Below are 13,537 nucleotides of genomic sequence, written 5' to 3' on the forward strand. Positions count from 1 at the left end.
AAAAATATTTCTTCAAAAGTGTAGCATTCCTGAATTGATTGTATCCAATAGTTAAATCAATCAAATTATCATGAAAACGCTAACTACTTTATTGATCGTTATTGCCTTTGTTTTTTCTGGTATAATCGGTTTTGGACAAACAAAAAATTATCCATTTGTTGTACAAAAAACAGGAAAAGGAAAGCAGAATATAATTTTCATTCCCGGATTTGCCAGTTCTGGTGATGTCTGGAAAGAAACAAGAGCGGCTTATGAATCAGGTTTTACCTGTTATACTTTGACGATGGCTGGTTTTGCCGGAATTCCTGCGCAGACTTCGCCTTCTTTTAAAAACTGGGAGGCGGCGATAGCAGATTATATTCAATCTGAAAAAATTGTAAAACCCGTTATCGTAGGTCACAGTATGGGCGGCGGACTTGCCCTGGCGCTTGCTGCGGATTATCCGGAACTTGCTTCGAAAATTGTCGTTGTGGACGCTTTACCTTGTCTGGCCGCGCTGATGAATCCCAATTTTAAAGCCAGGGAAAATAATGACTGCGCTCCGATAGTTTCCCAGATGAAAAGTATGACGCCGGACCAGTTTGAAAAAATGCAGTTTATGACCATGCATCAGATGGTTTCTGATACTTCTCGGATTCGGGAAATTGTTGGCTGGTCGATAAAATCTGATATGGAAACCTTTGGCCAAATGTATTGCGATTTTTTAAACACAGATTTGAGACCGGTTCTGGAAAAAATAAATTGTCCGGCGCTCGTACTTTTGGAGCCCAGTTTTGTAAATTATAAACCTGCTATTGATGAGCAGTATAAAGGGCTGAAAACCGGGGAATTTGCCTATGCCACCAAGGGACTGCATTTTATTATGTATGACGACACGGCTTGGTACAATCAGCAATTATCGAACTTTATTAAATAGCAGCGATGACTTTCGAAACCATTTATAAAACCTATTACCGCAAAATTTTCCGGCTTTGCATGGGATATGTCAATGACCAAGAATGGGCGCGCGATATTACGCAGGAGACTTTTATAACGGTATGGGAAAAGTTGGATCAGTTCAGAAATGAGGCGTCGATCGGTACCTGGATTTTCCGGATTGCTTCCAATCAATGTTTAAGGCAGATCGAAAATCAGAAAAAAATGCCTCGATCCGAAATTCCGTTTGAGATTGAAGATCAAGCCACAAGCAATTCAGAAACGGATGGAAAAATCAAGTTGCTTTATCAGTGTATTTCTGAATTGCCGGAAACCGACCGTATCATCATTTCTCTTGAATTGGAAGATGTAAAACAGGCAGAAATTGCCGGAATCGTTGGTCTTTCAGAAACCAATATCCGTGTGAGGGTTCATCGTATCAAAGAAAAATTATCTCAAAAATTCAGTCAATATGAAAGATCAGATAGATTTTAAATCATTGTGGCAGCAGCAGGAAGTGGGCTCCGTGCCGGCATTAGAAGAAATTTTAGGAAAAGCAAAACAGTTGAACAGGAAGACGAAAATTAAGTTTTTCGGGATGAATTTCATGATGATCGCTACCATTGGGGTTATAATTTACATTTTGATGAGCAACAATTTTGAAATGATCACAACCAAAATAGGAGCCGTTATGGTGATCATGGCGATTGTCTCTTTCATTGCGGTTTCAAACAGTTTGTTGTTGATTTTATTTAAAACAATACCAGACGAAACCAATCAGGCTTATTTGCAAAGAATGATTGAGATTAAGAAAAAGCAGGAATTTATTCAGGGTATTCTGATGACAGGTTATTTTATATTGTTGTCGACCGGAATAGCGCTTTATATGATTGAGTTTGTTTTGAAAATGGGCACGGCTATGGGGATTTTTGCTTACTCCATAACCATCGCCTGGATTTTGTTTAGCTGGTTTTATATCAGGCCAAAAACCGTAAAAAAACAGCAGGCTGAAATAGATTTGATAATCAGGAAATTGCAGGAAATAAGCACGCAGATAGAAGGAAACTGAGCTTATTTATGATTTTATTTAGGTCGAAAATCTTCAATTTTAATAATTACTATATTAGGATTATTCTTTTCTGCCTAACTAAAATTTTTGCTCCCTTTATGAAACACATTTTTCGAAAAACGATCCGTGTCCTGCTCTTTTCACAGATTTTACTGAGTCCCGTTTATGCCCAGAATTTGATGGGTTTCAGCGCGGAATCTTCAAAAAAAGAGATTGATCTGGAGGCTTCATTTGACAAACAGCTGCAAGCCAAAAATTTGCAGGAATGGATGAAAAGGATGACGGCTTTTCCGCATCAGTTGGGATCAGCCTACGGACTTAATAATGCTCTTTTTCTTCGTGATAAACTGACTTCATGGGGTTTTGAAGCACATTTGGATACGGTTCATGTTTTATTTCCAACACCAAAAATCAGAATCGTTGAATTAACGGAGCCAACAAAATTCAAAGCTTCCTTGACAGAACGTTCTGTAAAAGAAGATGCAACTTCCGGACAAACCAAGGACGTGCTTCCTCCATACCACGCTTTTTCCGCGGATGGTGATGTAACGGCTGAACTGGTTTATGTCAATTACGGAATCCCGGCAGATTATGACGAACTGGCGAAGTTGGGAATTGATGTAAAAGGAAAAATCGTGATCGCGAAATATGGTAATTCATGGCGCGGAATTAAACCAAAAGTAGCTTACGAACACGGCGCGATTGGTTGTATCATTTATTCAGATCCAAAAGAAGACGGATATTTTCAGGGTGAAGTTTACCCAAAAGGTCCGTTTAAAAATGATGCAGGAGCCCAACGTGGTTCTGTTGTAGATTTGCCTCAGGCGCCTGGTGACCCGCTTACAAATGGTTTTGTAGCAAGCGCTGAAAACAAACGTTTGTCGGTAAAAGATGCACCTAGTATGATGAAAATCCCGGTTTTGCCAATTTCATATGGTGATGCTTTGCCGTTGTTAAAAGCATTGGGCGGACAGGTTGCTCCGGCCTCATGGCGCGGTGCTTTGCCGATTACTTATCACATCGGCCCGGGTCCTGCAAAAGTGCATTTGAAACTTGAATTTAATTTTGACATTGTTCCGGCCTATAATGTTATCGCAACGATCAAAGGAACTGAATTTCCTGATCAATGGGTTGTGCGCGGAAATCACCACGATGCATGGGTATTCGGCGCAAGTGATCCTGTGAGCGGCGCGGTAGCAGAACTTGAAGAAGCTCGTGTGCTTGGAGAATTGATAAAAACCGGCTGGAAACCAAAAAGAACGATTGTTTATTGCTGGTGGGACGGTGAAGAGCCAGGTTTGTTAGGTTCGACGGAATGGGTTGAAAAATATCAGAAAATCGTTTCTGAAAAAACGGTTGTTTATCTGAATACGGATGGAAACGGTCGCGGATTTTTAGGTGTTGGCGGATCGCATACCCTTGAAAAATTTATTAATCAGGTTGGACAAAGTGTTACGGATCCCGAAAAAGGCGGCAGTGTTATTGAGCGTCTTCGTTCTAAAATGATTGTGGATGGTCCCGCTTCTTCAAAAGCAGAAACCCGCAGTCGCAGCGACGTACGCATAGGAGCGTTAGGTTCCGGTTCGGATTTTACGCCTTTCATTCAGCATTTGGGTATTTCCTCACTTAATCTTGGTTTTGGCGGTGAAGATGAGGGCGGAGATTATCACTCGATTTATGATTCTTATGATAACTATGTCCGGTTCAAGGATTCTGATTTTTCTTACGGCGTAGCACTTGCTAAAATGATGGGACGTTCTGTTTTGCGTTTTGCGGATGCGGAAGTTCTTCCTTTTGATTTTAGTAATTTTTCAAACACCGTTCAAACTTACGCAACGGAAATCAAACGTGACCTGGAAGCTGTAAGAACAAAAGCGGAAGATCAGAATAAACTGATCTCGGAAAATCGTTTTGAAATTACTGCGGATCCAAAAGAACCGTTCGTGAAACCAATTCCAATGGAAGTTGCGCCTTATCTGAATTTTGCGCCTTTGGAAAATGCGTTATCGAAATTGGAAAAAAGTGCAACGGCTTATGCCTCAGCATCTGGTAAGGTAAGTACGTTACCGGCAGATAAATTGAAACAATTGAACGATATATTATACAAATCAGAACGTTATCTGATCAATGAGCAAGGTTTGCCAAGACGTCCATGGTATAAACACCAGATTTATGCTCCTGGATTTTACACAGGTTATGGTGTGAAAACTTTGCCAATGATTCGTGAAGCAATTGAACAACGCAACTGGTCAGAAGCGGATCAGGGAATTGTTCGTGTAAGCGATGCGCTTAAAGCATTTACGGCCGAAATTGATAAGGCAACTGCTTTATTGAAATAACCCGGAGCAACGCCCCGGGTTATTTTCAGGCCTTGACATATTTCAATTCAGATTTCAGCCCCTCAAATGTAGCTTTATATTTGGGGGGCACTTTTTTTAAATCGACCGGAATTTCCCGCCCCTGAACTTCCAGGTAATGGCAAATCTCATTCATACTCTGCGGTTCTTTATTTTCATCCCGGCAGATGTGATCGATCAATTGTTCCAGTTCACTATCCGACCAGCTCACATGCGTGGTCGCCTCCTGTTTTAGAGGAACTATTCCACCAAAACGCTGCAATTTAATTTCCATAAAAATCGATTTATACCTTTGCTTCATTCCAGCCATCTGTAACGGCTTTTGCTTCCAGACTTCCGGTACCAAACAATATTTCTGCTTTTTGAATGGTCAGGTTTTTGAAGTCGAAAAAGCTTGCAGTAGGTTTTAAATTTTGAATATCTGTTAAAGCGGCATACCAGATTCTGCCGGCTTTTTCCCATGAAAAACCGCCCAGATTAAATGCTGTAACATAAAATGCGAAATTGGTTATGCCGGAATTTATATGAACACCACCCCAGTCACCGCGATCTGTATCCGGCAAATTTACGAGTTTGTCGAAAGTGGCCGGCTGTGGATCGGTTCCGAGATCCGGATGGTTTACATAGGCAGTTCCCGGTGCTTTCATACTCCGCAAAGCATATTTAGCCCCTTTTACCACATTTTCACCAATCAGCCATTTTGATTTTTTTACATCCAGATTTAGTAATCGCTGTTTGATCATAATACCAAAAACATCGGAAACGGATTCATTCAGAGCACCGCTTTGCATATGATATTCCAGACTGGATTCGTATTGGGTAACGCCATGCGTCAATTCATGGCCGATAATATCCGGATCTGCCGTAAAGCTCCCGAAAATTTTACCATCACCATCTCCATAAACCATGCGCTGTCCATCCCAAAATGCGTTGTCATATTTGTTGTCGTAATGAATATAATGTTTCAAAACCAGGCCCAGATTGTCAACCGAATTCCGACCGAAAATCTGATAATACATATCCCAGGTTGCAGTTCCGGCCGCCACTACATTTTTTGTATCGGCATCCATCGGCTTTTTTTCCTTGCCATTGTCCCAAACCAGTTTTCCTTTACTGATCACGGTGTCATGCTGCATGTCGTAAACCTGCATTTTCATGACCGGTTTGGCAGCAGGTTTTGGAGGTGGAATTAAAGCCGCGCGCTGGGTTTCCGTAAGTTTTGCAAAAAACGCACGGTCACTCCTGAATCTGGTATTTCTCAGATCTGTTTTCAGGATCAGCGGCAATTTACTTTTACTCGCTTCGTCCAGCAATTTATCGCTCATGTAAGGAGGGACGATGCATTGAATAGGTTGATGTGAACTGTGGTGGTGGCACATGGTAACAATTTGTTTTAGTTTGAAAATGAAGATGAATTCCGGAATGTATATCAGCTAAATAACGGTTTGTAAATCCAATTTGTTATCGCGATTTCCTGTATTAAAAATAGCCAGACATCTTTCATTTTCCTAAAGATAAACACGTTTGTTATTGACCGGAGCGATTTATTTTTATTTGTTAAATGTCAATAAGTTATGATTGAAATAATTGTTTTTATTCTAATCAAGATTTGTTATGTCACCCAGAATCTCCTGAAAAACTACTGACAAAGATTCATTCAGTATTTCAGGATTTTCAAGCATTGGAAAATGGCAGGTACCGTCGATTTCTTTTAGTTCAAAACCATGCGGCGCATGATCTTTCAAGGCCTGCTCATTTGTAGGCATATAGTTTACATTGACGAGATAAATTTTAAGATTCAGGTCGGGCAATAACCTTTTTTCGGTTTTGTATAGTTCAAATACTTCCGGCATTGTGGCTTGGCCCATTGGCTCATACGTGTTACGGTAAGCGGCGACAATTTTGTTCGTGATTTCGGGAGAACTTTTTTCTGTCAACAAAGCCATTCTTGCATATTGCTCGTTGGTACCTGCAAAATCCTTTTTTAGATTTTCCAAAATTGTATCAACCTGATTTTCAAATTCTGCAGGTAACGGCGTTGCTGCATTTTTGAAATTATCCACAATGACAAAACCGATAATAGGTTCAGGAAATTTTGAAGCGGCGATTAAATTGACATCACTTCCCAAAGAATGCCCGACAAGAATTACATTTTTCAAATCAAGTTCTTTGATCAGATTTACTACATCATCTGCAAATCTTTCAATCGACCAATTTTTACGTTCACGCCCCGATTTACCATGTCCGGCAAGATCCAAAGTGATAATAGAATAATCGTTTTCGAAATATTTAACCTGCTCAGTCCAATAAGTTTGGTCGATGTAGGAACCGTGAACAAAAAGGAGATTTACGGATCCTTTTCCATAAATATTGTAATCTATCGTAACGTCATTACTTTTTAATTTTGCCATAATCTGCTGATTAATAAGTGATTTGAAGCATATCAATACAAGCTGATTTTTCAAAATAATCAGACCAGCAAGAACGGGTTTTCTCAAATGGAATGATTTTTACGAACTGTTAAAACATAACAAACTCACCTTCAAATATCCGTCTAATGAAATCACTCATTCTCTTTTTTCTCATAATGCTGGCAATGACAGGAAATTCAAACGCGCAAAAAATGGATTCAACAAAAAGATATATCAAAATTCCGGTTGGATATCTGATGGTATTAAGGCAAGGAGACGATGTTTTTGCCCAACTTGAAAAGCTGGCTGAGGCAGAAAAAATTCTATCCGCAAATATTTCCGGAATGGGTTTTGTCAACGCTAAATTCGGTTTCTTCAACCAAAAAACGAAAGAATATGATCCCAAAGAATTCAGCGATGTGGAAATGGCAAGTATGAACGGATCTATTGCCTGGCAAAAACAACAGGTATCACTGCATGTTCATGGCGTTGTTACCGACAAAAACTTTCATGCTTTCGGAGGGCATATGTTAGCTGCCACGGTAAGTACGGGCTCTGTGGAAATAATGGTGACAATACACGACAAAAAGCTTGAAAGGATTATGGAAGAGCCTTTGGGGGCCAATGTTTTAAATCTTGGAGATTGAAAATCCCGGTCGTTTTTGTTTAAATTTTAAACAAGAGCGACTTTCTTTTTTCTTACCACAGGCTTTCCATAAAAAATCTGGCAGTTGGTACAAAAATAACTTCTTCTTTTAGACTTCCCCAGATACTCTTTGACAAAGGGAATATTACAGCGTGGACAAATCTTTTTGGTGTGTGCCAGCCAGTGTTTTTTCAAAGTGAATTCCTTCTTCCATTCCAGAAAATCGAAGCTGTAATTGCGTGTTTCTGCGACCATTTCTTCAAGTTTATCTTCCGGGATTTCTCCTAGCAAACTTAAAGGGTTGACTCTGATTCTAAACAAAACTTCGTTTTTGATAATATTACCAGAGCCGGCGAAAATATCCTGATCCAGCAAAGCATCGCAGGCAAACATTTTGGGAGCAGACTTCAATTTCGCCAATGCCTTTTCCGGATTCCAGCGATCCGACATAATATCTGTTTCCCAGTCATAGATTTTATCAGCAGGTTCTTCAAGAAATTTTACCGAGCAGGAATAAAAATTCAGTTCGTTATTTTTGATTTCCAGCGTTAAGCGGGGAGCAGTTTTTTTCTTTTCGTTGATCAGATAACTTCCAAAAAGCATAAAGTGAATACGCAGGGTAAAGTCGTCGAAACAAATTAGAAAGTGCTTTCCCCAGGATCTGATATCCGTAATCTTCTTATCGACCAGTCGGTCAATGTCAATTTTACTGCTGTTCCCCTCAGCAAAATCGATTTTTTTGCCTTTGATATTGAGCGCTTCAACGGCTTCTCTTAAAATAACGATGGATGGTCCTTCCGGCATAAAAAATCAGATTTGGGGATAAAAATTTAATCCTTAAAGCAAAATCCATGCCGTGTCCATATAATCAGTTATTGATATCGTTTTTACGCGCCATTCATCTGGGATTTAATTTTAACAATTTAAGTTACAACCATTTGATGATTTTTTTACTCTCTAAGTAAAAACTACTTAGCCATGAAAAACATCTTACGAAGCATTTCTAACGAAGTCGGAAACCGGGTATTTTTGAAGTTATCCGTTTTGTCCCTAATCATTTTATTTACGCTTCCTGGATGCGAAGAAGAAACTGTGGAAAAGGATGCAGGACCAAAAGCTACAATAAAAGAACCTTTAAAAATTCCAGCCGACAGTGCCCAGGTATCGGTTTCTTCTGAATTTGAATATTTGCTTGTTAAATACAAAATTGATCCGGAGAAGGTCTTAAATGGCAAGATCAGGTATGAGTATATTAAAAATGTCGACAGTCTGGATATTGTCTTTTACGGATCGAACAAAAATCTGAAAGGGATAGAATACTTTACAAATCTCAGATTTTTAAAAGTTAGAGGATATTATTCAACGGTGTCCCTCAATCCGAATATTTACTATTACGCTTTTCCGACCGGTGTTAATGCAGATTTCATTCCTTCGATTGATACACTGGATGTCAGCAATAACCTGAAACTGGAATATCTGGATTGTTCCGGAAGTTCGGAGCAGGGTGGATATGCGTCAACAATTGGAAACCTTGTGTTGGGGAGTAATCTCGGTTTAAAAACGATTATTTCCAATTCGTCTATGGTTAAATCGCTTGATTTAAGCGGATTATCTAACCTTGAAAATCTGGAAATTGTTTCATGTTATAATCTTACTTCTTTAAGCTTATGTAAAAATAGTGCTTTGGTCAGGTTAAAGTCATTGCAGGTGAGGACAATTTATGTCCCCTCTTTAAATTTACTTAATCCAAAGTGGGAAACCGGAATGGCGACACTTATGCAATGTAAATAATGGTGCGAAAATGAAAATTCCATTGCAGATCAAGTATCGGCAATGGAATTTTTTCTATTTGCTTTTCTTATAAAATGACCATGATATCAGAGTCCGGGTTTTTATTTTTATGTAAATATTCCCAGTCTACAATTTTATATTCCTGATAAATATTATTGATATCCTCCGGATCTTTTCCTCCTTCTGTATCAACAAAAGATTTCAAAACCTTGCTGTAATGTCCTTCATGGCGGTTACCATCCTGATCTGTAAAACGAAGTTCTGTGTGATCGGCGGGCATACTGATATTTTCCATAATGATTTAATTAATGGTGAGAATTTTTACAATTCAAAAATAATGCCAGACAAAATCAAATTTTAATTGTTTAATGTAAATTTTAGTTACATAATTTAAAGATTAAATAGTAATTAAAAAGGAGTTGTAAATATTGAAATGTGTTGAGAATTGCTTTATTTAATGGAATTTGTTGCGGCAACTTATTGATACATATGAACATAAATTATCGGTTTTTAGTCGTTTTCCATATTGACCATTCAATGGCATATATCTTACCAAAAATTCATGGTCAATTTCGTAGTCTATGTCTTCTCAGACCTATATCAAAATATTTAAGTTCAGTTATTTTAACCTAATCTATCAGCAATTCCATGGTCTGTGTCTTCACAGACCTACTATCAAAATATTTAAGCTCAATTATTTTACCTAAATCTATCAGCATCCTATGTCTAAATTATTATTATTTATAAGCTCTGTTTTTCTTCTTTATGGAAAACCTTCGGAAAGCAAAAAAGCATCAGTTGTGTTTTTTTCTGAAAAATATGCGGCCAGAAATGCACCGGGAACTACCATTAGCGGCACATTAACTGGCGGACCAAACGCCGGATCATTTTCCGCAACCAGTGCGGATCCGACATGCAGCATGGGAGCGACCGGACCGAAATCTTTTGGAAATCAATATTCGGTAGGCGGTAAGGCGGACAAAGAATTTTCGAGTCTACAATTGTTGGTGGATGATTATGAAGCGGCAAAAAAAGGTACGGATAAGTTTTATATCAAAGTTGCTTTCGGCAAAAGACTGATGGGCAAAAGTTACGAAGTAAGCAACAGTGACAATGCCCTCGCCGGTAAAAAACAGGGAAGCGGCGGTAAACTGACCATTAAAGAAAACGGAAGTTCAAAAACCGTAACCGTCATAGGCAAAACTGCGGATGGTGTTGTCATCAATGCGACGATTGTTTGCAACACGGTAGTAAACATGACCGGGAAGTAATTTGAGGAGTCAGATTTGAATAATTCCTGGATGTACAAGTGTCCGGGAATTTCATTTTTAGTTTTATCTATTCCTGTTACTTTGAGCTATCTTGCGGGAATGAATCCCGAATTCATTCTCAAAGCAATGAACAAAAAGCCACTGATAGATTTTATTCAGAATACCATTCCTGCTTCAAATCAAACGCTGATGGCAATAGCGGCACATTTTGAAGAAAAAACTTTCCTGAAAAATGATTATTTTTTGAAAGAAGGGAATGTCAGTGATAACTATTTCTTTCTGGCCGATGGAGTGATGAGAGCCTTCACTTTTGATACCGATGGGAATGAAGTGACAACCTATTTTTATACCAAAAACAGGGTTGTATTTGAAGCGTCATCATTTTTTATGCACACCATTTCTACCGAAAATATTCAGGCTTTGACCGATTGCAAGGGTTATATTTTAACTTTTGAAAAACTGAATATGCTCTTTCACACCATTCCTGAATTCCGGGAATTCGGGCGTGCCATGTTGGTAAGAGAATTTGTTGCTTTTAAACAGCGAACATTGGCCATGATCAATAAAAGTGCAGAAGAGCGCTATGAAAATCTGATCAGTACGGAGAAAGAAATTTTTAAATATGCCCAGCTAAAATACATCGCTTCGTACCTTGGGATCACAGATACTTCTTTAAGCAGGATAAGACGAGAGTTTTCCAAAAGAGATTAACAAAATCGATTTCTTGTCATTTGGCAAGTGCATTCCATTTGGCAATGTATTCCTTTGTCTTATAAATATTTAAGCAATGGAAAATCTACCAATTTACGTCTATCTGGTTTTTGGGCTCACCGTATTAGCAGCCTTGTTTCTTTTTTACAGAGCGACAAATCATTCGAAAACATTTCTTGTAATAATCGCCATTTGGATGGCTGCACAGACTGTCATTAGCCTTTCCGGTTTCTATAAAATCACAAACTCTGTTCCTCCCAGAGTTGGGTTATTATTACTACCGCCTTTGATTATGACTATCATACTGTTCTCAACAAAAAAAGGAAGAAATTTTATCGACGGTCTGGATATCAAAATACTTACGCTTTTTCACATCATCAGAGTACCCGTGGAATTGACATTATTTTGGCTTTTTATGGATAAACTGGTTCCGGAATTAATGACTTTTGAAGGACGGAATTTTGATATTCTTTCTGGAATTTCTGCACCAGTGATTTATTATTTTGTTTTTGTACAAAGGAAATTGAGCAGATCAGTACTTCTGGTTTGGAATTTTGTATGCCTTAGTTTGCTGTTTAATATTGTTTTCAATGCAATATTATCTGTGCCGGGTGTCTTTCAGCAATTTGCATTTGATCAGCCCAATCGTGGTATTCTGATTTTCCCTTTTATCTTTTTGCCCTCTCTTTTGGTACCGATGGTACTGTTTTCACATCTTACGGCAATCAGGAGGATTTTGTTAAGTAAGGCAATTTAGGAATTGTGCGTAATTTTTTCTCTGGCCATAAAATGAAATTCAGGAAACTTCTTACCAAAGAAGATTCCTGAATACGTATATAGAAAGTCGTTTTTACTAAACAAGTGCCGGCTCTGCGGAAATTTTGAACTCTTTTTCAAGATGATCAATATACAATCGCATATCACGCTCAATATCCGCGTTTTTTTCAACATCATGAAAATGTAAACCTTCCAAAGGTGTCATTCCCGTAAATGCATTCATGCGGTGAAAACCGAAAAGCGGCCCATTATCTACGCTGGTCTCCATGAAAAATTCACCAGGAAGAGTGAAGGCTTCTTTGGGCGCGTTCCATGAAGTGGTAACCATATATTTTTTCCCTTTCAACATTCCGCCCGTACCATAATTAATCGCGGGATTACTTGAAGAGCGGCCGTCGCTGTGATAGATTCCGTTATTATGTCCTTCCGTAAATACCACATCAATATATTTTTTAAATCCGTGCGGCAACTGAAACCACCAGACCGGCGTGTGATAAATTACAAAATCGGCCCATTTATATTTCTCAACTTCCTCTTTCGGATCGTAATCGTGATTGATATTGGTTGTTTTTACCTCAAATCCTTCGTGTTGCAGAAAAAAATTTTCAGTTGCATTTGCTATGGTTTCATTAAACCGTCCACCGGAATGACCGAATTTTTGTCCTCCGTTGATGATGAATATTTTAGTCATTTTGATATCTCTTTTTTGATGATACAAAATTACCACGGCCTTATATATTATAAAAATAACATGATTTATGGGTTTGTATCAGAAATATGATACAAATTCAAGCCATACCTAATTCAGGAAAATCGATAATTAGTTGCTTTCTATACCAACTTTATACAGTTTTTTCCTAAGTATTCAGACGAAATATCGTTGTCTGAAATCTGTGATTATGAATTAACTATTTGATTATAAGTTTTTTAATAAAATGGTATTCTATTTGATAAATGTCTGAGACGTTCAAAATATTAATGTTAAACCATAACTGTTATGTCTGAGATCTTTCACAATCGTATCAAGATTGTACTTCAAATTTTTGTTGTTTCCTGTTTTGTGACAGCGGCATATGCCCAGAATGCGGCACCATTCAGAGGTCAGCTCCGACTTACACAAAAAGAAGTAATTGCTAAAAAAGCACCGGAAGGAAAACTTGCGCCGGGTTCATCAGGTTACGAAGCGGTGAAAGTTATTGTTTTATATGGCGATCCCTCGAAACCCGGATTGTATACAATTTTACTGGAAGTTGAACCCAATACGACCATCGCCGCACACGATCATCCTGATGACAGAATCGGAACGGTAGTATCGGGAACCTGGCATTTTGGATATGGTTCTAAGTTTGACGCAGCGAAATTGAAAACTTTGCCGGTTGGTAGTGTATATTCAGAAGGACCGGGTGTTAATCATTTTGCACAAACGGGAGATACGAAAGTGATTGTGTCCATTACAGGATATGGACCAACAGGAACAACTTACGTAAATGCAGCGGATGATCCGACGAAGAAAAAGCCAGCGGCGAAATAGTTTTTGTAAAGTCACAATGACTATTCTTAGTGTGTTGGGAGAGTATCAGTTATTCCTG

16 protein-coding genes are annotated in these 13,537 nt (G+C 38.6%); 10 read left to right on the forward strand and 6 right to left on the reverse strand.

Features of this window, described 5'->3' with window-relative positions; all coding sequences use genetic code 11:
- The first annotated feature begins 70 nt into the window (after nucleotides 1–70).
- The 4 genes from IEE83_RS31605 to IEE83_RS31620 all read left to right on the forward strand — a co-directional run bounded on the left by IEE83_RS31605 (nucleotide 71) and on the right by IEE83_RS31620 (nucleotide 4,323).
- A complete protein-coding gene (locus tag IEE83_RS31605) occupies nucleotides 71–916 on the forward strand; it encodes an alpha/beta fold hydrolase (RefSeq protein WP_194124692.1) in 846 nt (281 codons plus the stop codon).
- A 5-nt stretch (nucleotides 917–921) separates the two neighbouring features.
- Nucleotides 922–1,410 carry an RNA polymerase sigma factor gene (locus tag IEE83_RS31610; protein WP_194124693.1) on the forward strand — a complete coding sequence of 163 codons (489 nt, stop codon included), beginning with the start codon at nucleotides 922–924 and terminating at the stop codon, nucleotides 1,408–1,410.
- On the forward strand, nucleotides 1,388–1,984 hold the full coding sequence (locus IEE83_RS31615; RefSeq protein ID WP_194124694.1) for a hypothetical protein: 597 nt from the start codon (nucleotides 1,388–1,390) through the stop codon (nucleotides 1,982–1,984). The genes IEE83_RS31610 and IEE83_RS31615 overlap by 23 nt, the downstream gene beginning before the upstream one ends.
- Before the next feature lie 98 nt (nucleotides 1,985–2,082).
- Nucleotides 2,083–4,323, forward strand: coding sequence for a transferrin receptor-like dimerization domain-containing protein (locus IEE83_RS31620; protein ID WP_194124695.1), 2,241 nt, complete (start codon nucleotides 2,083–2,085; stop codon nucleotides 4,321–4,323).
- 25 nt (nucleotides 4,324–4,348) lie between these two features.
- On the opposite strand, the gene IEE83_RS31625 is transcribed toward IEE83_RS31620, so the two are convergent.
- From IEE83_RS31625 to IEE83_RS31635, 3 genes are all read right to left on the reverse strand, one after another.
- Nucleotides 4,349–4,615 (reverse strand): hypothetical protein, encoded by a 267-nt coding sequence (locus IEE83_RS31625; protein ID WP_194124696.1) that lies wholly within the window; start codon nucleotides 4,613–4,615, stop codon nucleotides 4,349–4,351.
- Between the two features lie 10 nt (nucleotides 4,616–4,625).
- Complete coding sequence (locus IEE83_RS31630) at nucleotides 4,626–5,666, reverse strand: M4 family metallopeptidase (protein WP_228102157.1); 1,041 nt, start codon at nucleotides 5,664–5,666, stop codon at nucleotides 4,626–4,628.
- A gap of 273 nt (nucleotides 5,667–5,939) precedes the next feature.
- Entirely contained in the window at nucleotides 5,940–6,752 is an 813-nt protein-coding gene (locus IEE83_RS31635; RefSeq protein WP_194124698.1) for an alpha/beta fold hydrolase, read from the reverse strand.
- Between the two features lie 146 nt (nucleotides 6,753–6,898).
- On the opposite strand from IEE83_RS31635, the gene IEE83_RS31640 reads away from it, so the two are divergent.
- Complete coding sequence (locus IEE83_RS31640; RefSeq protein ID WP_194124699.1) at nucleotides 6,899–7,399, forward strand: PPC domain-containing DNA-binding protein; 501 nt, start codon at nucleotides 6,899–6,901, stop codon at nucleotides 7,397–7,399.
- 26 nt (nucleotides 7,400–7,425) lie between these two features.
- On the opposite strand, the gene IEE83_RS31645 is transcribed toward IEE83_RS31640, so the two are convergent.
- Nucleotides 7,426–8,202: a DNA-formamidopyrimidine glycosylase family protein gene (locus tag IEE83_RS31645; protein WP_194124700.1), complete on the reverse strand. Its 777-nt coding sequence runs from the start codon at nucleotides 8,200–8,202 to the stop codon at nucleotides 7,426–7,428.
- Between the two features lie 174 nt (nucleotides 8,203–8,376).
- On the opposite strand from IEE83_RS31645, the gene IEE83_RS31650 reads away from it, so the two are divergent.
- On the forward strand, nucleotides 8,377–9,189 hold the full coding sequence (locus IEE83_RS31650) for a hypothetical protein (protein WP_194124701.1): 813 nt from the start codon (nucleotides 8,377–8,379) through the stop codon (nucleotides 9,187–9,189).
- A 67-nt stretch (nucleotides 9,190–9,256) separates the two neighbouring features.
- Here IEE83_RS31650 and IEE83_RS31655 read toward each other — a convergent pair whose 3' ends face one another.
- The gene (locus tag IEE83_RS31655; RefSeq protein WP_194124702.1) at nucleotides 9,257–9,484 is read right to left on the reverse strand and encodes a hypothetical protein; all 228 of its coding nucleotides are present in this window, start codon (nucleotides 9,482–9,484) and stop codon (nucleotides 9,257–9,259) included.
- A gap of 427 nt (nucleotides 9,485–9,911) precedes the next feature.
- Between IEE83_RS31655 and IEE83_RS31660 the strand changes: the two genes are divergently transcribed.
- The 3 genes from IEE83_RS31660 (at nucleotide 9,912) to IEE83_RS31670 (ending at nucleotide 11,928) form a co-directional block, all read left to right on the forward strand.
- Nucleotides 9,912–10,460: a hypothetical protein gene (locus IEE83_RS31660; protein ID WP_194124703.1), complete on the forward strand. Its 549-nt coding sequence runs from the start codon at nucleotides 9,912–9,914 to the stop codon at nucleotides 10,458–10,460.
- A 30-nt stretch (nucleotides 10,461–10,490) separates the two neighbouring features.
- Nucleotides 10,491–11,171 (forward strand): Crp/Fnr family transcriptional regulator, encoded by a 681-nt coding sequence (locus tag IEE83_RS31665; protein WP_228102158.1) that lies wholly within the window; start codon nucleotides 10,491–10,493, stop codon nucleotides 11,169–11,171.
- A gap of 76 nt (nucleotides 11,172–11,247) precedes the next feature.
- Nucleotides 11,248–11,928, forward strand: coding sequence for a DUF8737 domain-containing protein (locus IEE83_RS31670; protein WP_194124704.1), 681 nt, complete (start codon nucleotides 11,248–11,250; stop codon nucleotides 11,926–11,928).
- 96 nt (nucleotides 11,929–12,024) lie between these two features.
- On the opposite strand, the gene IEE83_RS31675 is transcribed toward IEE83_RS31670, so the two are convergent.
- Nucleotides 12,025–12,639, reverse strand: a complete 615-nt coding sequence (locus tag IEE83_RS31675; protein ID WP_194124705.1) for an NAD(P)H-dependent oxidoreductase — start codon at nucleotides 12,637–12,639, stop codon at nucleotides 12,025–12,027.
- Between the two features lie 306 nt (nucleotides 12,640–12,945).
- On the opposite strand from IEE83_RS31675, the gene IEE83_RS31680 reads away from it, so the two are divergent.
- A complete protein-coding gene (locus IEE83_RS31680; RefSeq protein ID WP_194124706.1) occupies nucleotides 12,946–13,479 on the forward strand; it encodes a cupin domain-containing protein in 534 nt (177 codons plus the stop codon).
- The last annotated feature ends 58 nt before the right edge of the window (nucleotides 13,480–13,537 follow it).

Source organism: Dyadobacter subterraneus, from assembly GCF_015221875.1.
GTDB classification, from domain to species: Bacteria; Bacteroidota; Bacteroidia; order Cytophagales; family Spirosomataceae; genus Dyadobacter; species Dyadobacter subterraneus.